The organism is Pseudomonas urethralis (genome assembly GCF_021602465.1).
Classification (GTDB): domain Bacteria; phylum Pseudomonadota; class Gammaproteobacteria; order Pseudomonadales; family Pseudomonadaceae; genus Aquipseudomonas; species Aquipseudomonas vlassakiae.
In genome coordinates this window covers 65,538-87,005 of the sequence record NZ_BQIJ01000020.1, presented here as the reverse complement: position 1 = coordinate 87,005, position 21,468 = coordinate 65,538, and the positions used below count along the sequence as shown (strand labels likewise).

The following is a 21,468-nucleotide window of genomic DNA, read 5'->3' as shown; positions in this document are numbered from 1 at the left end:
AGCGGGATCAAACAACATCAACAAAAACCCCGCCGTTGGGCGGGGATCTGTGAGCAGGTTCACCTTTTGACTGGCCTATTTCCTGGCCGGCACCCGGGGTGTGAAGCGGCCTTTCTTGATGCGCTGCAGGTAGGCAGGTTTGAGGTCTTCCGACTCCTCCAGGGTCATGTGGACGAAGCCGAGGCGAAACGCCGCCTGACCGCAACGCACCTGGCTATTGATCGGAAATGCATCGTTGCTGTCTTCGAAAAAGGACTCGCTCATGCCCCTATCTCCATTCAGTGGCGACCGCGTCAGCCAGCAATGGGCTGACCTGAAAAACGCGACCTGTGCCAATGAGACTAGCCGGTCACAAGCGGACCGCTCGGACGAAGCCGGCAGACCCGACCAGTGGCATTTAGCTACTTCAGCCGCACGGCAGTACCGGTGGCGAACACCACGACCATGCCGCCTTGCACCGACGGCATGCTGATCTCGAAGTCCACGCCTACCACCGCATCGGCTTGCAACTGCCGTGCCCGCGCCATGAGCTCTTCGGTGGCCTGCTCGCGGGCCTCACGCAGGGCGCTCTCCAGGGTTTGCGAACGGCCGCCGAAGACGTCGCGCAAACGTGTGAAGAAATCGCGCACGAAGTTGATGCCCTGCACCGATTCGGAGCTGACCACGCCAAGGTACTCGGCGATCGGGCGGCCCTCGAGCTGGCTGGTGGTGGAGATGATCATGTTTGCGCTCCTTGGCCTTGCAAAAAAGGCCAAGTCTAACAAAAGCGCCGGTGGTTCCCGCTATTGCACACTGGCTGCCCGCAAACGCTGCCCCAGCCTGGCTCCGAACACGTTGACCAGCAAACCAAGCATCACCAGCAATGCGCCCCAGCCCTGGGTGGCCGTCAGCCGCTCACCCAGCAACCAGGCTGACGAACTCAGGCCGATTACCGGCACCAGCAGCGAAAACGGTGCCACCTTGCCCGCAGGGTGGCGCGACAGCAGCTTGCCCCACAGGCTGTAACCGATCATGGTGGCGACGAAGGCCAGGTACGCCAGCGCCAGTACCGAGCTCCAGCCGATATTGGCCAGTGCATGACCAATCCGCTCCGGCCCTTCCAGCCACCACGACAACGCCAGGAACGGCAGCGGTGGAATCAGCCCGCCCCAGATCACCAGCGCCACCAGGTCCACCGAGCCAAAGCGGCGGGTAATGATGTTGCCCATGCCCCACATGGCCCCGCCACACAAGGTCAGCAGCAGCGCCACCAGCGGTACATGGCCGCTGTCCTCGCTACCGATCAGTGCCAGGCCGCTGGCCGCCACTATCAGGCCGAGCACACTGGCCAGACGCAACCGCTCACCGAGGAACAGCGCGGCGAAGCCAAGCGTGAAGAACGCCTGCGACTGCAGCACCAGCGACGCCAGGCCCGGTGGCATGCCGCTGTACATGGCCTGGAACAGGAAGGCGAACTGGCCCAGGGAGATGGTCGCGCCATAGGCGACCAGCCAGCCCCACGGCAGCTTCGGCCGCTTGACCAGCAGCACAGCCGGAAACGCCACCAGCAGAAAACGCAATGCCCCGAGCAGCATCGGCGGCAAGCCATCGAGGCCGACCTTGATGACCACGAAATTGACTCCCCAGGCGACAATCACCACCAGGGCGATCAGCAGGTCCTTGAGCGGCATTGCAGCTTCCTTCTTCCGGCGTTCTAGACATATTTCGTAACAGCATAAGGCCATTTTCCGCCCACGGACCAGCACAGTTATGGTCAACCCTTGCGCTACAGATTGGCTGTTATGCCCCGCAGTCTTCACTTGACCCTACTTGTATAGACATGCTGATATCAGGCAGACGCCATCCGCGCAGTGCACCGGCGATGGCCCTCCCTGACACAAAAACAATGAAGTGGAGCCCTCAATGTCCCGCAAATCTGTGCTCGAACGGCGCTCTATCGACTACATCCCGGAAGCCGAGCGCCATGGCAAGCTGTACAGCCAGTTCACCCTCTGGCTCGGCGCCAACCTGCAGATCACCGCCATCGTCACCGGCGCCCTGGCCGTGGTGCTGGGCGGCGACGTGTTCTGGTCGCTGATCGGCCTGCTGCTGGGCCAGCTGATCGGCGGCGCGGTCATGGCCTTGCATGCAGCCCAGGGCCCGCGCCTGGGCCTGCCGCAGATGATTTCCAGCCGCGTGCAGTTCGGCGTGTATGGCGCGGCCATCCCGATGGTGCTGGTGTGCCTGATGTACCTGGGCTTCACCGCCACCGGCACGGTGCTGTCCGGGCAGGCCATCGGCCAGTTGCTGAGTGTCAGCGATAGCACCGGCATTCTTGTCTTCGCCTCGGTGATCGTGCTCGCTACCCTCGCCGGCTACCGGGTGATCCACTGGATCGGCCGGGTCGCCAGCGTGCTGGGCATCATTGCCTTCGTCTACCTGTTCAGCCGCATCCTGATGCTCGCCGACATCGGCCAGTTGCTGGAAAACCGCCACTTCAGCTGGGCCACCTTCTTGCTCGCGGTGTCGCTGGCCGCCTCCTGGCAGATCGCCTTCGGCCCCTACGTGGCGGATTACTCGCGCTACCTGCCGAGCAGCACCTCGCCGGTGAAGACCTTTCTCGCCGCCGGCCTGGGCTCTGTCATTGGAGCACAAGCGTCGATGATCCTCGGCGTGTTCGCCGCAGCCATCGCCGGCGGGCAATTCAGCGGGCGTGAAGTGGCCTACATCGTCGGCCTCGGCGGTGCCGGCACCACTGCCGCGCTGCTGTACTTCAGCATTGCGTTCGGCAAGGTGACGATCTCGACGCTGAACTCCTATGGCAGCTTCATGTGCATTGCCACCATCATCAGCGGTTTCCGAGGCCACCTGGCAATCAGCCGCGTGCAACGCCTGGTGTTCGTGCTGGCCATCGTCGGCGCCGCCACCCTGGTGGCCCTGCTCGGCCAGCACACCTTCCTCAGTGCGTTCAAGTCGTTCATCCTGTTCCTGCTGACGTTCTTCGTGCCCTGGAGCGCGGTCAACCTGGTGGATTACTACTTCATCACCAAGGAGCGCTACGACATCCCTGCCCTGGCCGACCCGGAAGGCCGCTACGGCCGCTGGAACTGGCCTGGCATCAGCGTCTACACCCTCGGCGTGCTGGTGCAGATGCCGTTCATCGACACCAAGCTGTACACCGGCCCCATGGTCGCGCACCTGGGTGGCGTGGATGTGTCGTGGCTGATCGGGCTGGTGGTGCCGAGCGTGCTGTACTACTGCGTGGCGCGCCGCCGGGCCGCCGAGGCGCCGGCCAGCCTGATCGTGCCGCAGGCGCGCTGATGCTGTGTGCCGAGTTCTCCTTGCACCGGCCTCTTCGCGGGTAAAACCGCGAAGAGGCCCGAGAGTCAGTCGCGGTAGTCCGGGGCGATCCGCTCCAACATCCGCAGCAAAGCCCCCCAGGCCAGCTGAAGCGCATCCGGGTCATCCAGCTCACCCTGCTTCAACCCGCGCATCGGCGCATTGAACTGCCGCTCGGTATGCGCGCACACCGCTTCCGACGGCAACACCAGCTGCCCGGCGCTCTGCGCCGCCAACTGGATCTCGCAAGCCTTTTCCAGGTAATACATCCGCAGGAACGCCTCGGCCACCGAGCGCCCGGTGGTCAGCAAGCCGTGGTTGCGCAGGATCATCACCGGCTTGTCGCCCAGGTCCGCCACCAGCCGCTGCTGTTCGTCCAGGTCCAGCGCGATGCCTTCGTAGGCGTGGTAGGCGACCTTGCCATGGAACTCCATCGACATCTGGTTGACCGGCAGCAACCCGCACTCCAGCGCCGCCACCGCGCAACCGGCGCGGGTGTGCGTGTGCAGCACGCACTGGGCGTCCTCGCGGGCGGCATGGATCGCACTGTGGATGACGAAACCGGCCGGGTTGACCGAATATTCAGTGGGCGCCACCGGCCGGCCTTGCAGGTCGATCTTCACCAGGCTCGAGGCGGTGATTTCTTCGAACAGCAAGCCGTAGGGGTTGATCAGGAAATGATGCTCGGGGCCCGGCAGGCGCAAGGAGATATGGGTAAAGATCAGGTCCGACATGCGGAAGTGGGCAATCAGGCGATAGCAGGCGGCCAGTTGCTGGCGCAGGGTCTGTTCCGTGGTGTCCATCGTTGTTCTCCCTGTTGGCAGTTCGGGGCTGCCGGGCAGCCCCGATAAGCGACATCATTTGCTGGCCCAGGCATTGAAGCGTTGCTCCAGCTCCTCGCCGTGATCGACCCAGAACTCCACATCCATCGCCAACGCACCTTGCAGGTTCTCAGGCGAGGTCGGCACCCAGCTGGCCAGCGCCGGGTCAAGCCTGGCCGCCGCCTGAGTATTGGTCGGCCCGTAGGGAATCTGCTGGACGTAACGCACCTGGGTATCCGCCTGGTTGGCGTAGCTGATCAAGCGTTTCGCCTGATCGACATGCTTCGAGCCCTTGATGATCGCCCAGTAGTCCATGCCATACAGACTGCCAGGCCAGACCACCGCCAGCGGGCTGCCTTGCTGCGCGGCCACGGCGATGCGGCCACTGTAGGTCGAGGTCATCACCACATCACCCGCCGTCAGCCACTGCGCCGGTTGCGCGCCGGCATCCCACCACTGGATATACGGCTTGAGCTCGGTGAGCTTGGCAAAGGCGCGCTCGACGCCTGCCGGGGTCGACAACACCTTGTACACGTCAGCGACCTTGACCCCGTCGGCCAGCAAGGCGAACTCCAGGTTGTACACCGCGCGTTTGCGCAGGCCGCGTTTGCCCGGGTACTTCTGCACGTTCCAGAAGTCGGCCCACGAGGCCGGTGCCTGGGCCAGCTTGTCGCGGTCGTAGGCAATCGCCACGCTCCATACCAGCGCCGCCGAGCCGCAGTCCTGGGCCGCAGCGGGGATCAGTTCGGCGGCATGCCCCAGGCGCTGCCAGTCGAGGTGCTCGTAGATGCCCTCCTCGCAGCCGCGCATCAGGTCTGGCCCCTCGATCTGCACCACGTCCCAGTCGACATTGCCGGTATCGGCCATCACCTGGATGCGCGCCATCTCACCGTTGTATTCGCTCTGGATCAACTGGCTGCCGTCCTGGGCGCTGAAAGGCTGGAAGATCGCCACATCCTGGGCTTTCTGACCGGCGCCGCCATAGCCGACCACGACCATCTGCGGCGCCGCTTGCGCACTGCCCAGGCCCAAGGCCAAGAGCGCTGCGCAAAGGCCGGTAGTGCAAGGAAATGCCTGCATCGAGTTGCCTCCTGTCGGTACCGCCGAGCGTTGGCTCGAAGGCCCGTTTGTTGTTGTAGTGAGGTCACGCGCCACGGCCGTGGCGAGGGAAAAGCTAGTCCGCCATCAGTAAAAAAACAAATTGCTTTTTTACTTACGCTACACTTTCATGAGGAAAACAAGAACGACACCGCAACGGAGCCGCCCGCATGACGACCGCCTTCGCCCATTTGTTCGAACCCCTGCAGATCCGCGGCAAACGCCTGAAGAACCGCATCATGTCGACCGGCCACGACACTTGCCTGCCCACCGACAACCTGGTCAACGACAAGCTCATCGCCTACCAGCGCGCCCGTGCCGCCGGTGGTGTCGGCCTGATCGTGCTGCAGGTGGCGGGGGTGCATGAGAGTGCCCGTTACACCTCGCACGTGCTGATGGCCACTGACGACGCCTGCATCGACGGCTACCGCCGCCTGGCCGAGGCCTGCCATGCCCACGGCACGGTGGTGCTGTCGCAATTGTTCCATCCGGGACGGGAGATCATGGAGTCGGCGGACGGCCTGCTGGCAGTCGCCTACTCGGCCTCGTCGGTGCCCAACGAGCGCTTCCGGGTGATGCCGCGTGCCCTCGACCAGGCGATGATCGACGAGATCGTCCAGGGCTACGCCAGCGCTGCGCTGCGCCTGCACCAGGCGGGGCTGGACGGTGTCGAGGTGGTGGCCAGCCATGGCTACCTGCCGGCGCAGTTCCTCAACCCGCGGGTCAACCAGCGCAATGACAGCTACAACGGCGAACTGGAACAGCGCCTGCGCTTCCTGCGGGAAGTGCTGGCAGCGGTCAGGGCGGCCACCGACGAGCAGTTCATTGTCGGCCTGCGCATCAGCGCAGACGAACGCGACAGCGAGGGCCTGAGCGAAGACGAATCGCTTGCCGCCGCCCAGGCCGTGCAAGGCCAGGTCGACTACCTGCACATCGTCGCCGGGACCTCGGCTTCGCTCGGTGGCGCCGTGCATATCGTGCCACCCATGGCCATCGCCCCGGCCTACCTGGCGCGCGAGGCCGGCACCTTCAAGCAGCACCTGGACATCCCGCTGTTCGTCACCGGGCGCATCAATCAGCCGCAGGAAGCCGAACTGATCCTGGCCCGTGGCCAGGCCGACGTGTGTGGCATGACCCGCGCACTGATCTGCGACCCGCAGATGCCGGCCAAGACCGAGCGCGGCCAGGTCGAAGACGTGCGCGCCTGCATTGCCTGCAACCAGGCCTGCATCGGCCACTTCCACCGCGGCCTGCCGATCTCCTGTATCCAGCACCCGGAGACCGGGCGCGAATTGCAGTACCAACACCCAGCCCCCGCTACTGCGCGCAAGCGCATCCTGGTGGCGGGCGGCGGTCCCGCCGGCATGAAAGCCGCAGCCGTGGCTGCCGCCCGGGGGCATGACGTCACGCTGTACGAAGCCAGTACACAACTCGGCGGCCAGATACAGCTTGCCCAGCTGCTGCCCCGGCGCAGCGAGTTCGGCGGCGCCAGCACCAACCTGCAGCGCGAAATGGAACTGGCCGGCGTGCGCGTAGTACGTAATACGCGTGTTGATCGCGCACTGGTCGAACGCGAACGCCCCGACCTGGTGATTGCCGCCACTGGTGCCACGCCCTACTGGCCATCGTTCGAACGCAGCGGCGAGCTGCAGGTGGTGGATGCCTGGCAAGTCCTGCGCAATGAAGTCGCCCTTGGCAGCTCGGTGCTGGTGATCGACTGGCGCTGCGACTGGATCGGCCCCGGCATCGCCGAGCGCCTGACCCGGGATGGCCACCAGGTGCAGCTGGCGGTGAACGGCACCCACTGCGGCGAAACCCTGCCGCTGTACGTGCGCGACCAGATGGCCGGCGAACTGCACCGCCTGGGCATCCCGATCACACCCTATGCCCGCCTGTACGGCTGCGATGACAACACCGTCTACCTGCAGCACACCGCCAGCGGCCAACCGATGATCTTCGAAGGTATCGACACCCTGGTACTGTGCCTCGGTCACCAACCTCAGGACACCCTGGCCATGGAACTGGCAGGCCTGGTGGAGGTACGGCGCATTGGCGACTGCCTGGCCCCGCGCACGGTCGAAGAGGCGATCCATGAGGGCCTGACAGTTGCCTGGGCACTCTGAGGCTGTCCATACTGCGGCTTTCCCGATGGACCGAAGCGCATGAGCCAGCAACCCCAGTTCCCGCCCGCTGCCGCAGACGGTGGCAGTGCGCCACAGTTCCTCGGTGGCCGCATCCGCGGCCTGCGCAAGCGTCGCGGCATGACCCTGGCGGAGCTGGCGGCGCACAGCGAGCTGACCGCCGGCTACATCAGCCAGCTGGAGCGTAACCTGTCATATCCGTCGATCCCGGCGCTGTTCAACATTGCCCGCAGCCTCGGCGTGACCATCCAGTGGTTCTTCGCCAGCGAGGCCACCACCGCACCGGAAGACCAGGGTTACGTGGTGCGGCGCAACAGCCGGTTGAGCGTGCATTACGAGGACGGCATCGTCGACCAGCTGCTCACGCCGCAACCCAACCGCCAGCTGGAGATGCTGCATTCGCGTTTTCCACCTGGCACCTACAGCCAGCAGAGCTACAGCCATGAGGGTGACGAAGCGGGTTATGTGCTCTCGGGCAGTTTCGAAGTGTGGGTGGGTGAACGCCACTTCCTGCTGGGCGAAGGCGACAGTTTCAGTTTTTCCAGCCAGGAGCCGCACCGCTACGGCAACCCTGGCGAGGTGGATGCCGTGGTGATCTGGGTCATCACCCCGCCCACATTCTGAAAAGAGCTGTCAGCAGGCCCGGTTCAACTGTGGCCCTGCTGAGCCGCGCGGCCAGCGCACCTTGCAATTGACGCTCGCGCCCGTTGCATTTGCGCTTTTCTCCGAACCCATGGCATAGATGCAGGTCGACGTCCTTAGGTGGACGCTTTCGCGCTTTCCAAGGAGACCCTCTGCATGAGCAAGCCCCCCTATGTCCCGCCCAAGGTCTGGCGCAACGATGCCGCATCCGGTGGCCAGTTCGCCAGCATCAACCGGCCGATCGCCGGGCCGACCCATGACAAGGACCTGCCGGTCGGCAAGCACCCGTTGCAGCTGTACTCCCTGGCCACCCCCAACGGTGTCAAGGTCACCATCCTGCTCGAAGAACTGCTCGCCCTGGGCCACAGCGGCGCCGAATACGATGCCTGGCTGATCCGCATCGGCGACGGTGACCAGTTCTCCAGCGGCTTCGTCGAGGTCAACCCCAACTCGAAGATCCCCGCCCTGCTCGACCGCAGCGCTGAACCGCCGGTGCGGGTGTTCGAGTCTGGTTCGATCCTGCTGCACCTGGCCGAGAAGTTCGGTGCCTTCCTGCCCAAGGCGCCGGCTGCACGCACCGAGAGCCTCAACTGGCTGTTCTGGCAGATGGGTGCGGCGCCTTACCTGGGCGGCGGCTTCGGCCACTTCTATGTGTACGCGCCGGAAAAGATCGAGTACGCGATCAACCGCTTCACCATGGAAGCCAAGCGCCAGCTCGACGTGCTGGAGCGCCGCCTGGCGGTCAGCCGCTACCTCGGCGGCGACGAATACAGCATCGCCGACATCGCCGTGTGGCCGTGGTACGGCCAGCTGGTGCGCGGCAACCTGTATGGCGCGGCCGAATTCCTGGCGGTGGATGAATACCCACAGGTCAAGCGCTGGGCCGAGGAAATCGCCCAGCGCCCGGCCGTGCAGCGTGGCACCCGGGTCAACCGTATCTGGGGCGATGAAGCCAGCCAGGTACCCGAGCGGCACTCGGCGGCCGACCTGGGCTGAAGCTGTCGGGGCCGCTGGCGGCCCCGACAATGCCCCGTTGCAAAAAACCATTTCTGCCGCGCAAACCTCCCAGCCCTGATCCCTTCTTGTACACTCCTCGCACTAGCCCCAACCTGCACAAATTTTGGTGAAAGCATGATCGAGGTAACCGAGGTTTCCATTGCCGAGCTGCGCGACGCACTCGAAACGGGCCGCACGACGGCCGTCGAGCTGGTCAAGGCCTACCTGGCGCGCATCGACGCCTACGATGGAGCCGACACCGCCACCGCGTTGAACGCCGTGGTCGTACGCAACCCTGACGCGCTCAAGGAAGCCGAGGCCTCCGACGCCCGCCGCGCCAAGGGCCAGACCCTGAGCCCGCTGGACGGTATCCCCTACACCGCCAAGGACAGCTACCTGGTCAAGGGCCTGACCGCCGCCTCCGGCAGCCCGGCGTTCAAGGACCTGGTCGCCCAGCGCGACGCTTTCACCATCGAGCGCCTGCGCGCCGCCGGTGCCGTGTGCCTGGGCAAGACCAACATGCCACCGATGGCCAATGGCGGCATGCAGCGTGGCGTCTACGGCCGCGCAGAAAGCCCGTACAACGCCAACTACCTGACCGCACCATTCGCCTCCGGCTCGTCGAACGGCGCCGGTACCGCCACCGCCGCCAGCTTCAGCGCCTTCGGCCTGGCCGAGGAAACCTGGTCGAGCGGCCGCGGCCCTGCCTCGAACAACGGCCTGTGCGCCTACACCCCCTCGCGCGGGGTGATCTCGGTACGTGGCAACTGGCCGCTGACCCCGACCATGGACGTGGTGGTGCCGTATGCCCGAACCATGGCCGACCTGCTGGAAATCCTCGACGTGGTGGTTGCCGACGATGCCGACAAGCGCGGCGACCTGTGGCGCCTGCAGCCATGGGTACCGATCCCGGCCGCCTCCTCGGTGCGCCCGGCGTCTTACCTGGACCTGGCCGTTGACGCCAGCTCGCTCAAGGGCAAGCGCTTTGGCGTACCGCGCATGTACATCAATGCCGACGCTGAAGCCGGCACCTCTGAGAAGCCAGGCATCGGCGGCCCGACCGGCCAGCGCATCATCACCCGCGACAGCGTCATCGCCCTGTGGCAGCAGGCTCGCCAGGCCCTGGAAGCGGCCGGCGCCGAAGTGCTGGAAGTGGACTTCCCGCTGGTGTCCAACTGCGAAGGCGACCGCCCGGGCGCGCCGACCGTCTACAACCGTGGCATCGTCAGCAAGGAATTCCTCCACGACGAGCTGTGGGAGCTGTCGGGCTGGGCGTTCGACGACTTCCTGCGGGCCAACGATGACCCCAAACTCAACCGCCTGGCCGATGTCGACGGCCCGCAGATCTTCCCGCACGACCCGGGCACCCTGCCCAACCGTGAGGACGACCTGGCCGCTGGCATGGACGAATACGTCAACATGGCCAAGCGCGGCCTGAAGACCTGGGACCAGATCGAGACCCTGCCCGATGGCCTGCGCGGGCTGGAAAAAACCCGCAAGATCGACCTCGAAGACTGGATGGACGCGCAGGGCCTGGACGCCGTGCTGTTCCCGACCGTGGCCGATGTCGGCCCGGCCGATGCCGACGTCAACCCGGCCTCGGCCGACATCGCCTGGAGCAACGGCATCTGGGTGGCCAACGGCAACCTGGCGATCCGCCACCTGGGCGTGCCGACCGTGACCGTGCCGATGGGTGTGATGGCCGATATCGGCATGCCGGTGGGGCTGACCTTTGCCGGCAAGGCGTATAGCGACAATGCGCTGCTGAGCTTTGCTGCGGCCTTTGAATCGACCGGTTCGCGCCGGATGGTACCGCCGCGTACCCCGCCGCTGGGCTGATCATCCTGGCCCCAGCGTCGACTTGCCGACGCTGGGGCCAGCTGGTATGACAGGCTTCCTTTGTATTGCGCAATCCAGCCGGCGTGTGGGGCGGCGTTGGCGCTGGCTTATGAGTCAGCAGCTTTGGCTGGCTACCAGAATGGTGGTTTGTGGGGCGCTACTGCAACTCTGCAGCAGATTCAGGCGTGGTTGAAGCAGGTAGGATGAACGGCGGTATGGCCTCCGGGTGCTCGCCGAGGCATTTTCGGCGCCTGGGAGATCGAGCGCCGCCCGCGCGGCGCATCGCGGATAAATCCGCTCCTACAGTTTGCTGCAACGTGGCCATGCCTGTGAGGGCATGGTTGTCAGCCGGTTTGCACGGCTCAAGTCATGCGCCAGGGCTGGCTACCATGGCGTAACAGGTTCGGCACGTTGCAACAAAGCTGTAGGAGCGGATTTATCCGCGATGCGCCGCGCGGGCGGCGCTCGGTCTCACAGGCGCAAAAAACTGCCACGGCGAACACATACCACCGGTCACCCTGTCATCAGAATATTCATTTCCTCCTGTACCACTGAACCCGCCGCTGGCGAATCATTTCACCTGCCACAACCGCCACGCAGACGAAATACACCATCCGCCCTTTCGATCTGCGGCAAGTGAAGGCACAATGCGGATCTTTTTTTTGGCCGGCCTGGCCGGGGGCCTTTAAATGATCAAGACGCCGTACTACCTCATCGACAAAACCAAGCTCCTGCGCAACATGGAGAAGATCGCCTACGTGCGTGAAAACTCCGGTGCCAAGGCGCTGCTCGCCCTCAAGTGCTTCGCCACCTGGTCGGTGTTCGACCTGATGCAGCAGTACATGGACGGCACCACGTCGTCTTCGCTGTTCGAGCTCAAGCTCGGCCGCCAGAAGTTCGCCGGCGAAACCCACGCCTACAGCGTGGCCTGGGCCGATGACGAAATCGAGGAAATGCTCGAGAACTGCGACAAGATCATCTTCAACTCGATCGGCCAGCTGCAGCGTTTCGCCGAACAGTCCGAAGGCAAGGTCCGCGGCCTGCGCGTCAACCCGCAGGTGAGCAGCTCCGACTACCTGCTGGCCGACCCGGCCCGCCCGTTCAGCCGCCTCGGCGAGTGGGACCCGGTGAAGATCGAACAGGTGATCGAACAGATCTCCGGCTTCATGTTCCACAACAACTGCGAGAACGGTGACTTCGGCCTGTTCGACAAGATGCTGACACACATCGAAGAGCGCTTCGGCCACCTGCTGCACAAGGTCGAGTGGGTCAGCCTGGGTGGCGGCATCCATTTCACCGGCGAGGGTTATGCCCTGGACGCCTTCTGTGCACGCCTGAAAGCCTTCTCCGAGCGATACGGCGTGCAGGTCTACCTGGAGCCAGGCGAAGCGGCCATCACCAACAGTGCCTCGCTGGAAGTGACCGTGCTCGACACCCTGTACAACGGCAAGCACCTCGCCGTGGTCGACAGCTCGATCGAAGCGCACCTGCTCGACCTGCTGATCTACCGCCTCAACGCCAAGATGGCCCCTAACGACGGCGAGCACACCTACATGGTCTGCGGCAAGTCGTGCCTGGCCGGCGACATCTTCGGCGAGTACCAATTCGATCGTCCGCTGGCCATCGGCGACCGTCTGTCGTTCATCGACACCGCCGGCTACACCATGGTCAAGAAAAACTGGTTCAACGGCCTGAAGATGCCATCGATCGTGGTCAAGCAGCTCGACGGCAGCGTCGAGGTGGTGCGCGATTTCGGTTTCGAAGACTACGTTTCCAGCCTGTCGTAAGACCGGCTACCCAAGTAAGGAGCAACAGGTAAATTGAAGAAGAACGTTCTTATCATTGGTGCAGGAGGTGTCGCCAAGGTGGTGGCCCACAAGTGCGCGCAGCATAACGACGAACTGGGTCGTATCGCTATCGCGTCACGGAACATCTCCAAATGCCAGGCCATCATCGACAGCGTCAAGGCCAAGGGTAGCCTCAAGGTGCCCGCCGACATCCAGGCCTTCTCGCTCAACGCCCTCGATGTCGAGGCGACCAAGGCACTGATCCGCGAGACCGAATCGCAGATCGTGATCAACGTCGGTTCCGCCTTCCTCAACATGTCGGTGCTGCGTGCCTGCATCGATACCGGTGTCGCCTACCTGGACACCGCCATCCACGAAGAGCCGGGCAAGATCTGCGAGACCCCGCCGTGGTACGGCAACTACGAGTGGAAACACCTCGAAGAGTGCCAACAAAAGAACATTACCGCCATTCTCGGCGTCGGTTTCGACCCGGGTGTGGTGAACAGCTACGCAAAACTTGCGCAACAGCAATACTTCGACAGCATTGATTCGATCGACATTCTCGACGTCAATGCCGGTTCGCACGGCAAGTACTTTGCCACCAACTTCGACCCGGAAATCAACTTCCGCGAGTTTACCGGGCAAGTATGGAGCTGGCAGAACAGCCAGTGGACCAGCAACACCATGTTCGAAGTCAAGCGTACCGACGACCTGCCGGTGGTCGGTTCGCAGAACCTGTACCTGACCGGTCACGACGAAGTTCATTCGATCTCGAAGAACCTCAACGTACCGAACGTGCGTTTCTGGATGAGCTTCGGCGAGCACTACATCAATGTGTTCACCGTGCTGAAGAACCTTGGCCTGCTCTCCGAGCAACCGGTGAAGACGGCCGAGGGCCTGGAAGTGGTCCCGCTGAAGGTGGTCAAGGCCGTACTGCCTGACCCGGCCTCGCTGGCCCCAGGCTACACCGGCAAGACCTGCATCGGTGATCTGGTGAAGGGCACCAAGGACGGCAAGCCGCGTGAAGTGTTCATCTACAACGTGGCCGACCACGAGGAAGCCTACGCCGAGACCGACAGCCAGGGCATCTCCTACACCGCCGGTGTACCGCCGGTGGCTGCGGCCCTGCTGGTCGCCCGTGGTGAGTGGGACGCCAAGCGCATGGTCAACGTCGAGGAGCTGCCGGCCGAGCCGTTCCTCAAGGCGCTGGACGTGATGGGCCTGCCGACCCGCGTGAAAGATGAAAATGGCGACCGTCCGTGGGACGCTGAAGCCTAAGCCGTAAAACAGAAGGGGCGCCAACATGGCGCCCCTTCTGCTTTTGCGGGCCCGGTCTGGGTGAACCCGCGAAGAGGCCGGCACAGAAATACCCCCTACTTCCTGGCCTCCAGGATCAAATTGAACGGCGTCTGCGTCGCCCGCCGGAACCGTGTGAACCTCGCCTCCTCGAACACCGCCCGCAGGCGCGCCTCCCCCGCCTGAGCGCCCAACCCCAGCCCCACTTCCTGGGACAACGAATTGGGCGTGCAGATGAACGTCGACGCCGCATAGAACAACCGCCCGACCGGCGTCAGGTTGCCCTCCAGCGAATCCTCGGCATAAGGCTCCACCAGCATCACCGTGCCATCCGCCTTCAGCGCCCGGTAGGCATGCTTTGCTGCGCCCACGGGGTCGCCCATGTCATGCAGGCAATCGAAGAAGCACACCAGATCGTGATCATGCCCCGGATAGTCCTTGGCCGATGCCTGCTGGAAGCTCACACGCGCCGCCAGCCCGGCTTCGCGCGCACGTTCACTGGCCGTGGCAATGGACGGTGCGTGGTAGTCGTAGCCGGTAAAGCTAGAAGCCGGAAACGCCTGCGCCAGGACCAGGGTCGAAGCGCCATGGCCACAGCCGACGTCTGCCACCTTGGCTCCGGCCTGCAGCTTGGCCACCACGCCTTCGAGCGCCGGCAACCAGTCCGCCACGAGAAACGTGCGGTAACCGGGCCTGAAGAACCGCTCGGTGCCACTGAACATGCACGGGTGGTGGTCACCCCAGGCCAGCCCGCCGTCACCGCGCATGGCCGCCACCAACTTGTCCTTGTCATGGAACAAGGCCGCGATGACCGCCGCACCACCGGCCATGTAGGCCGGCGAGTCTTCCAGGGCCAGGGCCATGGCCTGCTCTTCAGGCAGAACGAACGTGCCTTTGTCATGCACCATGTAGCCGGAGGCTGCCTGGGCGCTAAGCCACTCGCGCAGCAACCGGGGGTGGCAGCCGGTCTTGGCCGCCAGTGCCTCGGGGCTGGTCGGCTGGCTGTCGGCCATGGCCCGGTACAGGCCAAGTTCATCGCCAAGGATGACATTGGCCAGGGTCGCCGCAGCGCCCATGTCACCGACCAGCTTGCCCATGAATTCGTGAAGCCTTGTCTCGTCCATGACCTGCCCTCCTCTGCAAGAAGGCCACCGTCGACGAGGAAGTCCGGTTCGAGGGGAGCGGTGGTCAGGGTATGAATGGATGCACATCCGTTATGAGTTTAGCCCCTCGATGCCGCTCATGGGCAACACTAACTTACCGGGCCTACAACTGACGTTTGTTAGTGCAACTTATCCTAAGAAACCCACGGCATATTCTGGCACTTCGCAATCCACTGTCTATGCTCTTGCACTGTGCCGATCCTTTTTTCGGTTGTTGTTCAAGTCATAACTATCAAGTCGTCCATCGCTCAACTTTCCGGCCTGCGCCGGGCGCTTTTCCGTGCGCCAGGAAAATGAGTTTGCCTTCCATTTACAAAGCAAACGTGTGCATCACCCATGGGCCCTGAGCGCCGCACTCAGGTAACAAAATTTAAACAAGAATGTGACATTTTTTTTCAGCTTTTTCGCCAAGGATCTCTGCGGCCGCATCCCGGCACCTGCGCAAGCAGGGGTACTGCCCGTACAGGTTCACACCATGGAGCTTTGAATGAAGGTTACGGTTTTCGGTACCGGCTATGTCGGCCTAACCCAGGCGGTGTGCCTGTCCCAGGTGGGGCACTCGGTGCTATGCATGGATATCAACGCCGCGAGGGTAGCGGCGCTCAGCGAGGGGCATTGCCCGATCTTCGAGCCCGGCCTTGCGGCCCTTCTGGAGAACAACCTGGCATGCGGCCGACTGCGCTTCACCACCGATGCCGCTGAAGCGGCGCAGTACGCCAGGTTGCAGTTCATCGCCGTCGGCACCCCGCCCCAGGCCGATGGCAGCGCCGACATGCGCCACGTGTTCAGCGTCATCGACAGCATTCTCGAGCATGCCGACGGCCCCAAGGTGATCGTCAACAAGTCCACCTCGCCAGTCGGCACGGTAGACCGTATCAAGGCGCGGATCAGCCAGGCGGTGGCCGACGCTGAGCGCTACCGGGTGATCAGCAACCCCGAGTTCCTCAAGGAGGGCTCGGCGGTGGAGGATTGCATGCGCCCGGACCGCATCATCATCGGCGGTGCCGAACCGGCCGAGGTCGAGTTGCTGCGCGAGCTGTACCAGCCATTCAGCCGCAACCGCGAGAAAATCATACTCATGGACGCGCGCAGCGCCGAGCTGACCAAGTACGCCGCCAACTGCCTGTTGGCGACCAAGATTTCCTTCATCAATGAAATGGCCAACCTGGCCGAGCACCTGGGTGCCGACATCGAAATGGTCCGCCGCGGCATCGGCTCGGACCCGCGCATCGGCTACGATTTCATCTACCCCGGCTGCGGCTTCGGCGGCTCGTGCTTCCCCAAGGACCTGCAGGCGCTGCGCAGGACAGCCGAGGCCGAAGGCTTCGACCCGCTGTTGCTCGGCGCAGTGGAAGCCGTCAACCAGCGGCAGAAGAGCCGGCTGTTCAGCAAGATCCAGCGCCACTACCCCGATGGCCTGCACGGCAAGGTCTTCGCCGTCTGGGGGCTATCGTTCAAACCCAACACCGATGACATCCGCGAAGCCTCCAGCCTGGTGCTGCTCGAAGCCCTGTGGGGCGCCGGCGCCCGCGTGCAGGCCCACGACCCGCAAGCCATGGAAGAGATCCAGCGGCTCTACGGCGCCCGCCCCGACCTGAAACTGGTGCCGTGCAAGGACGACGCCCTGCAGGGTGCCGATGCCCTGGTGATCGTCACCGAGTGGCAGGATTACCGGGTACTGAACCTGGACAAGGTCCCGCAGCAACTGGCTGACCGCGTGGTATTCGACGGCCGCAACCTGTTCGAACCCGAGCACATGGCCGCCGCCGGCCTCACGTATTACGGTATTGGCCGTGGCCAGGTGAAACAAGCATGCCCGTACTGATCACCGGCGCCGCTGGATTCATTGGTTTCCACCTGGCGCGCCGTCTGTGCGAAGCCGGCGTCGATGTGGTGGGCATCGATAACCTCAACGCCTACTACAGCGTCGAACTCAAGCTGGCGCGCCTGCAACAGCTGCTCGCCTATTCCAATTTCCGCTTCCAGACGGTCGACATCGCCAACGCCGCCGACATGCAGCAACTGTTCGCCGGGCAGCCGTTCAGCGAAGTGATCCACCTGGCGGCGCAGGCGGGCGTGCGCTACTCACTGGACAACCCGGCGGTGTATGGGCAATCCAACCTGACCGGTTTTCTCAACCTGCTCGAAGCCTGCCGCCAGCACCCGCCGCGCCACCTGATCTACGCCTCCAGCAGCTCGGTGTATGGGGCCAACACCAAACAGCCGTTCAGCGTCGAAGACCCGGTCGAGCAGCCGATTTCGCTGTATGCCGCGAGCAAGCGCGCCAATGAGCTGATGGCCCACAGTTATGCGCACCTGTACCAGCTGCCGATCACCGGCCTGCGCTTTTTCACCGTCTATGGCCCGTGGGGCCGCCCCGACATGGCGCTGTTCAAGTTCACCCGGGCGATGCTCGAAGGCCAGCCGATCGAGCTTTACAACCATGGCCAGATGGCGCGCGACTTCACCTACATCGACGACATCGTCGAGAGCATCCTGCGCCTGCGCCAGAAGCCGCCTCGGCCTGATGCCGGGCAACCGCCCTGCCAGCTGTTCAACATCGGCCGTGGCCAGCCGGTGCGCCTGCTGGCGTTCGTCGAGTGCCTGGAGAACGCACTGGGCATCAAGGCCCGGCGCGAATACCTGCCGTTGCAGGCCGGTGACGTGCTGGAAACCTGGGCGGATGTGGACTCACTGACGCGCTGGATCGATTTTTCGCCGGGCACCCCACTGGAGCACGGCGTTGCCGCTTTCGTTGGTTGGTACCGGGACTTCTACCGGGTTTGACCACGCAATCCATACAAGAACACAGGTAGCCTCGATGACTGATCCCCTTGACCTCTCGGTACTGATCCCCGCCAAGAACGAGGTCGACAACCTGCCGGCGCTGCTGGCGGAAATCCGCACGGCGCTGGCCGCTGAAAACTATGAGGTGCTGGTAGTCGACGACGGCAGCACTGACCAGACGCTCAACAGGCTGAAGCAGCTCAGGCAGCAAGGCTTCCCCCAGTTGCGCATCCTGCGCCACGACCGCTCGCTGGGCCAGAGCACCTCGATCTGGCACGCCGCCCAGGCTGCCCGTGGCCGCTGGCTGGCCACCCTTGACGGCGACGGGCAGAACGACCCGGCCGACATCCCCGGCATGCTCGCCCTGGTGCGCGGCAACCAGGACCTCGGCGGCGACATCCAGCTGGTCGCCGGGCACCGCGTCAACCGCCGCGATACCGCCAGCAAGCGCTGGGCCTCGCGCTTTGCCAACGGCCTGCGCAGCCGCCTGCTCAAGGACGCCACGCCGGATACCGGCTGCGGCCTGAAACTGATCGACCGCGAAGCCTTCCTGCGCCTGCCCTATTTCGACCACATGCACCGCTACATCCCGGCGCTGATCCTGCGCCACAACGGCCGCATGCTGGTGCACCCGGTGAACCATCGCCCGCGCCATGCCGGCGTGTCCAAGTACGGCAACCTGGACCGCGCCCTGGTCGGCATTCTCGACCTGGTCGGGGTCTGGTGGCTGATCCGCCGCACACGCCTCGACACCCACCCTCAGGAGCTCGAAGGATGACCCGCGAAACCCTCTGGCTGATCGTCGGCTTCGCCGGCCAGGTCGTGTTCACCGGCCGCTTCGTGCTGCAGTGGCTGTACAGCGAATTCAAGAAACGCAGCGTGATCCCGGTGGGCTTCTGGTACCTGAGCATGCTCGGCAGCGCCCTGCTGCTGGTCTATGCCATCTACCGCGAGGACCCGGTATTCATCATCGGCCAGTCGTTCGGCCTGGTGGTCTACCTGCGCAACCTGCAGTTGATTGCCCGCCACAAAGAGCAGAAGGAATAGCCCTTGCCAAGGTTCAAGACACTGGGGGCCGAACGCCTGGCCCTGGTTGTACTCGCCGTGCTGCTGGTCGGTGCCGGTATTGGCTGGCGCCAGCCGATGAACGTCGATGAAGAGCGCTTCCTCGGCGTTGCCCTGGAAATGCTGCAGAGCGGCAACTGGTTCATCCCTCACCGTGCTGCGGAAATCTATGGCGACAAACCCCCGTTGTTCATGTGGACGGTCGCCCTGTTCAGTTACCTGACCGGCTTGCCCAAGGTCGCCCTGTACCTGCCGGGGCTGATGTCTGCGGCGACCATCACCCTGGTGCTGCATGACCTGGGGCGACGCCTCTGGACCCGGCGCATCGGCGTGATCGCCGCGCTGCTGTTCCTGGCGACCTACCAGAGCTACAGCATCCTGCGCACCGGGCAGATCGACAGCTACCTGTGCCTGTGGGTGGCGCTGGGCCTGTACGGCATGGTCCGCCATCTGTTGCTCGGGCCTGCCTGGGGTTGGTTCTACATGGCCTGCGCGGCCATGGGGCTGGGCATCATCAGCAAGGGCGTGGGGTTCGTACCCGCACTGATGCTGCTGCCTTATGCCTGGGCCGTGCGCAAAGGCTGGCGCGGCGTGGTGGCGTATCCCGGCCAGGGTTGGCGCTGGAGCCTGGGTTTCGTCTGGCTGCTGGCAGGCTGCGCGGTGTGGCTACTACCGCTGCTGCTATCGATCGCCCACGGCGGCGGTGCCGCGGAGCTGGCCTACCTGAAGGAAATTCTCCTGCGCCAGACCGCTAACCGCTACGCCAATGCCTGGGACCATCGCGAGCCGTTCTGGTACTTCTTCGTCAAGGTCATCCCGCAATACTGGCTGCCCCTGATCCTCGCCTTGCCGTGGCTGGTCCCGGCCTGGCGCAGGCAGCTGCAACAACGTGATGGGCGCTTCCTGCTGCTGCTCGGCTGGGTGGCCCTGGTATTGCTGTTCTTCAGCCTTAGCAGCGGCAAGCGCAAGCTCTACATCTTCCCCGCCCTGCCAGGCCTGGTACTGGCCATCGCCCCGCTGGTGCCGTGGATGCTCAAGCGCTGGCTGCAGCGCCGCCCCGGCTGGCGCAAGGCGTTCACCGCGATTGCCGTGGCCTGGTTCTGCCTGTGGTTTGCCCGCGGCTTCGTCGAGCCGCTCAAGGAAGGCCGCAACCCCCACGAAACCTTGATGAGCGACGCCGCACGCGCCACCGGTGGCGCCGAACTGGTGCTGGTCAACTGGCGTGAAGGGCACTGGCTGTTCGCCCGGCAACCCCTCGTTCATTTCGGTTTCGCCAACCAGTCCAAGCCGGAAACGGCGGTGTATTGGTTACGCCAGAACCCCGCGGCCTTCGCCCTGGTTCCGGAAACCGAACTGGGCCGCTGCTTCAACGCCGACAAGGCTCACCGATTGGGCGACACCTCGCGCGCCGAGTGGTACGTGGTCGGTGCCGATGCCGACAACGGCCAATGCCAGCCAGCCGTACCTGCCGAGGTCTACCACTTCGCCTGGGCCAACACGCCCGCACACCTGCAAACAGCAGCACAGGGGACCGGACAATGACGACTCAAACCCTGCCAGCACCGCGCCGGCATGTGTGGCGACGTCTGAACCGCTGGGGCCAGATCGGCGCGGTCGGCGTGCTGGTGGCCATGGCACTGGTGGGCATCGAGGCCGCCCGCTCGTTCTGGCCTCAGCAACTCTACGCGCACCTGAGCAACCGCTTGACGGGCGACACCGCACCCGGCAAGAACGTCTGGTTGCCGGCCTTCAAGGTCACGATCGACGCCAAAGTGGTGGACCCGAGCCTGACCAACCTATCCGGCATCACCTACGACTACGACCGCGACCGGTTGCTGGCGATCACCAATGGTGTGCCCATGGAGCTGCTGGAGTTGAGCAAGCGCGGCGACATCGTGGCGCGCTACCCGCTGGTGGATTTCGAAGACACTGAAGGCCTGGCCTACCTGGGCAATGGCCACCTGGCCATCAGCGACGAACAGATGCAACGGCTGGACGTGATCACCCTGCCCGACCACCCGCAGCCGATCCACGCCAGCGCGGCCCAGTGGATCACCCTCGACATCAACCCGACCTTGCGCAACAAGGGCTTCGAGGGGGTGACCTACGACCGCCAGCATGACCGCCTGTTCGCCATCAAGGAGCGCGACCCACGCCAGTTGTTCACCGTGACCGGCATGCTCACGGCACTCAGCGGCGGTCCCCTGCAGATTACCGTCAGCGACCGCCGCGACTGGGTCAAGCGCAGCGTGTTCGCCACCGACCTGGCCGACGGCTACTACGACCCGCGCACCGGCCACCTGCTGGTGCTCAGCGACCAGTCCAAGAACATCACCGAGCTCGACGGTGATGGCCGCTTCGTCAGTATTCGTTCGCTGCGTGCCTGGCTTGGCGGGCTGCACCGTGACGCGCCGCAGCCCGAAGGCATGACCATGGACAGCGCCGGCAACCTCTACGTCGTCAGCGAGCCCAACCTGTTCTACGTGTTCGGCAAGCCCTGAAGCCGGCGCTGGCC

At 64.2% G+C, this 21,468-nt stretch carries 19 protein-coding genes and 1 pseudogene; 14 read left to right on the top strand and 6 right to left on the bottom strand.

Features of this window, described 5'->3' with window-relative positions:
• Positions 1–75: 75 nt before the first annotated feature.
• The 3 genes from L6D64_RS24440 to L6D64_RS24430 all read right to left on the bottom strand — a co-directional run bounded on the left by L6D64_RS24440 (position 76) and on the right by L6D64_RS24430 (position 1,670).
• Complete coding sequence (locus L6D64_RS24440; RefSeq protein ID WP_176510315.1) at positions 76–264, bottom strand: hypothetical protein; 189 nt, start codon at positions 262–264, stop codon at positions 76–78.
• Between the two features lie 137 nt (positions 265–401).
• On the bottom strand, positions 402–722 hold the full coding sequence (locus L6D64_RS24435) for a YbjQ family protein (RefSeq protein ID WP_176510316.1): 321 nt from the start codon (positions 720–722) through the stop codon (positions 402–404).
• A gap of 60 nt (positions 723–782) precedes the next feature.
• The gene (locus L6D64_RS24430) at positions 783–1,670 is read right to left on the bottom strand and encodes an EamA family transporter (protein ID WP_176510317.1); all 888 of its coding nucleotides are present in this window, start codon (positions 1,668–1,670) and stop codon (positions 783–785) included.
• A gap of 232 nt (positions 1,671–1,902) precedes the next feature.
• Here L6D64_RS24430 and L6D64_RS24425 point away from each other — a divergent pair, with 232 nt between their 5' ends.
• Positions 1,903–3,300 carry a purine-cytosine permease family protein gene (locus L6D64_RS24425; RefSeq protein ID WP_176510318.1) on the top strand — a complete coding sequence of 466 codons (1,398 nt, stop codon included), beginning with the start codon at positions 1,903–1,905 and terminating at the stop codon, positions 3,298–3,300.
• Between the two features lie 65 nt (positions 3,301–3,365).
• On the opposite strand, the gene L6D64_RS24420 is transcribed toward L6D64_RS24425, so the two are convergent.
• A complete protein-coding gene (locus L6D64_RS24420; RefSeq protein WP_176510319.1) occupies positions 3,366–4,121 on the bottom strand; it encodes a class II aldolase/adducin family protein in 756 nt (251 codons plus the stop codon).
• A gap of 54 nt (positions 4,122–4,175) precedes the next feature.
• A complete protein-coding gene (locus L6D64_RS24415; RefSeq protein ID WP_176510320.1) occupies positions 4,176–5,219 on the bottom strand; it encodes an ABC transporter substrate-binding protein in 1,044 nt (347 codons plus the stop codon).
• A gap of 188 nt (positions 5,220–5,407) precedes the next feature.
• Between L6D64_RS24415 and L6D64_RS24410 the strand changes: the two genes are divergently transcribed.
• The 7 genes and pseudogenes from L6D64_RS24410 (at position 5,408) to L6D64_RS24385 (ending at position 13,920) form a co-directional block, all read left to right on the top strand.
• On the top strand, positions 5,408–7,360 hold the full coding sequence (locus L6D64_RS24410; RefSeq protein WP_176510321.1) for an oxidoreductase: 1,953 nt from the start codon (positions 5,408–5,410) through the stop codon (positions 7,358–7,360).
• A 39-nt stretch (positions 7,361–7,399) separates the two neighbouring features.
• The gene (locus L6D64_RS24405) at positions 7,400–8,002 is read left to right on the top strand and encodes a helix-turn-helix domain-containing protein (RefSeq protein WP_176510322.1); all 603 of its coding nucleotides are present in this window, start codon (positions 7,400–7,402) and stop codon (positions 8,000–8,002) included.
• A 174-nt stretch (positions 8,003–8,176) separates the two neighbouring features.
• On the top strand, positions 8,177–9,016 hold the full coding sequence (gene yghU, locus L6D64_RS24400) for a glutathione-dependent disulfide-bond oxidoreductase (protein WP_176510323.1): 840 nt from the start codon (positions 8,177–8,179) through the stop codon (positions 9,014–9,016).
• Between the two features lie 135 nt (positions 9,017–9,151).
• Positions 9,152–10,855: an amidase gene (locus L6D64_RS24395; protein ID WP_176510324.1), complete on the top strand. Its 1,704-nt coding sequence runs from the start codon at positions 9,152–9,154 to the stop codon at positions 10,853–10,855.
• Between the two features lie 72 nt (positions 10,856–10,927).
• Positions 10,928–11,062: pseudogene (locus L6D64_RS28380) on the top strand (serine dehydratase); the annotation flags it as partial.
• Positions 11,063–11,544: 482 nt separating this feature from the next.
• Positions 11,545–12,642, top strand: coding sequence for a carboxynorspermidine decarboxylase (locus L6D64_RS24390; protein WP_176509870.1), 1,098 nt, complete (start codon positions 11,545–11,547; stop codon positions 12,640–12,642).
• A gap of 33 nt (positions 12,643–12,675) precedes the next feature.
• On the top strand, positions 12,676–13,920 hold the full coding sequence (locus tag L6D64_RS24385) for a saccharopine dehydrogenase family protein (RefSeq protein WP_054887353.1): 1,245 nt from the start codon (positions 12,676–12,678) through the stop codon (positions 13,918–13,920).
• Between the two features lie 95 nt (positions 13,921–14,015).
• Here the strand turns inward: L6D64_RS24385 and L6D64_RS24380 are convergent, their stop codons facing one another.
• The gene (locus L6D64_RS24380; RefSeq protein WP_176509869.1) at positions 14,016–15,062 is read right to left on the bottom strand and encodes a class I SAM-dependent methyltransferase; all 1,047 of its coding nucleotides are present in this window, start codon (positions 15,060–15,062) and stop codon (positions 14,016–14,018) included.
• Positions 15,063–15,588: 526 nt separating this feature from the next.
• Between L6D64_RS24380 and L6D64_RS24375 the strand changes: the two genes are divergently transcribed.
• The 6 genes from L6D64_RS24375 (at position 15,589) to L6D64_RS24350 (ending at position 21,454) form a co-directional block, all read left to right on the top strand.
• On the top strand, positions 15,589–16,926 hold the full coding sequence (locus L6D64_RS24375; RefSeq protein ID WP_176509868.1) for a UDP-glucose dehydrogenase family protein: 1,338 nt from the start codon (positions 15,589–15,591) through the stop codon (positions 16,924–16,926).
• On the top strand, positions 16,914–17,888 hold the full coding sequence (locus L6D64_RS24370) for an NAD-dependent epimerase (protein ID WP_176509867.1): 975 nt from the start codon (positions 16,914–16,916) through the stop codon (positions 17,886–17,888). Before L6D64_RS24375 ends, L6D64_RS24370 begins: the two co-directional genes overlap by 13 nt.
• Positions 17,889–17,922: 34 nt before the next feature.
• A complete protein-coding gene (locus tag L6D64_RS24365; RefSeq protein ID WP_176509866.1) occupies positions 17,923–18,666 on the top strand; it encodes a glycosyltransferase family 2 protein in 744 nt (247 codons plus the stop codon).
• A complete protein-coding gene (locus tag L6D64_RS24360) occupies positions 18,663–18,935 on the top strand; it encodes a lipid-A-disaccharide synthase N-terminal domain-containing protein (RefSeq protein WP_054887358.1) in 273 nt (90 codons plus the stop codon). The genes L6D64_RS24365 and L6D64_RS24360 overlap by 4 nt, the downstream gene beginning before the upstream one ends.
• Positions 18,936–18,938: 3 nt before the next feature.
• Positions 18,939–20,495 carry an ArnT family glycosyltransferase gene (locus tag L6D64_RS24355; protein WP_176509865.1) on the top strand — a complete coding sequence of 519 codons (1,557 nt, stop codon included), beginning with the start codon at positions 18,939–18,941 and terminating at the stop codon, positions 20,493–20,495.
• Positions 20,496–20,584: 89 nt separating this feature from the next.
• Complete coding sequence (locus L6D64_RS24350; protein WP_236192598.1) at positions 20,585–21,454, top strand: SdiA-regulated domain-containing protein; 870 nt, start codon at positions 20,585–20,587, stop codon at positions 21,452–21,454.
• Positions 21,455–21,468: the final 14 nt, after the last annotated feature.

Coding starts and splice junctions, on each gene's coding strand:
- L6D64_RS24395 (WP_176510324.1), top strand. CDS start 9,152: ATGATCGAGGTAACCGAGGTTTCCATTGCCGAGCTGCGCGACGCACTC.
- L6D64_RS24360 (WP_054887358.1), top strand. CDS start 18,663: ATGACCCGCGAAACCCTCTGGCTGATCGTCGGCTTCGCCGGCCAGGTC.
- L6D64_RS24420 (WP_176510319.1), bottom strand. CDS start 4,121: ATGGACACCACGGAACAGACCCTGCGCCAGCAACTGGCCGCCTGCTAT.
- L6D64_RS24370 (WP_176509867.1), top strand. CDS start 16,914: ATGCCCGTACTGATCACCGGCGCCGCTGGATTCATTGGTTTCCACCTG.
- L6D64_RS24425 (WP_176510318.1), top strand. CDS start 1,903: ATGTCCCGCAAATCTGTGCTCGAACGGCGCTCTATCGACTACATCCCG.
- yghU (WP_176510323.1), top strand. CDS start 8,177: ATGAGCAAGCCCCCCTATGTCCCGCCCAAGGTCTGGCGCAACGATGCC.
- L6D64_RS24375 (WP_176509868.1), top strand. CDS start 15,589: ATGAAGGTTACGGTTTTCGGTACCGGCTATGTCGGCCTAACCCAGGCG.
- L6D64_RS24435 (WP_176510316.1), bottom strand. CDS start 722: ATGATCATCTCCACCACCAGCCAGCTCGAGGGCCGCCCGATCGCCGAG.
- L6D64_RS24365 (WP_176509866.1), top strand. CDS start 17,923: ATGACTGATCCCCTTGACCTCTCGGTACTGATCCCCGCCAAGAACGAG.
- L6D64_RS24415 (WP_176510320.1), bottom strand. CDS start 5,219: ATGCAGGCATTTCCTTGCACTACCGGCCTTTGCGCAGCGCTCTTGGCC.
- L6D64_RS24430 (WP_176510317.1), bottom strand. CDS start 1,670: ATGCCGCTCAAGGACCTGCTGATCGCCCTGGTGGTGATTGTCGCCTGG.
- L6D64_RS24440 (WP_176510315.1), bottom strand. CDS start 264: ATGAGCGAGTCCTTTTTCGAAGACAGCAACGATGCATTTCCGATCAAT.
- L6D64_RS24380 (WP_176509869.1), bottom strand. CDS start 15,062: ATGGACGAGACAAGGCTTCACGAATTCATGGGCAAGCTGGTCGGTGAC.
- L6D64_RS24405 (WP_176510322.1), top strand. CDS start 7,400: ATGAGCCAGCAACCCCAGTTCCCGCCCGCTGCCGCAGACGGTGGCAGT.
- L6D64_RS24410 (WP_176510321.1), top strand. CDS start 5,408: ATGACGACCGCCTTCGCCCATTTGTTCGAACCCCTGCAGATCCGCGGC.
- L6D64_RS24350 (WP_236192598.1), top strand. CDS start 20,585: ATGGCACTGGTGGGCATCGAGGCCGCCCGCTCGTTCTGGCCTCAGCAA.
- L6D64_RS24390 (WP_176509870.1), top strand. CDS start 11,545: ATGATCAAGACGCCGTACTACCTCATCGACAAAACCAAGCTCCTGCGC.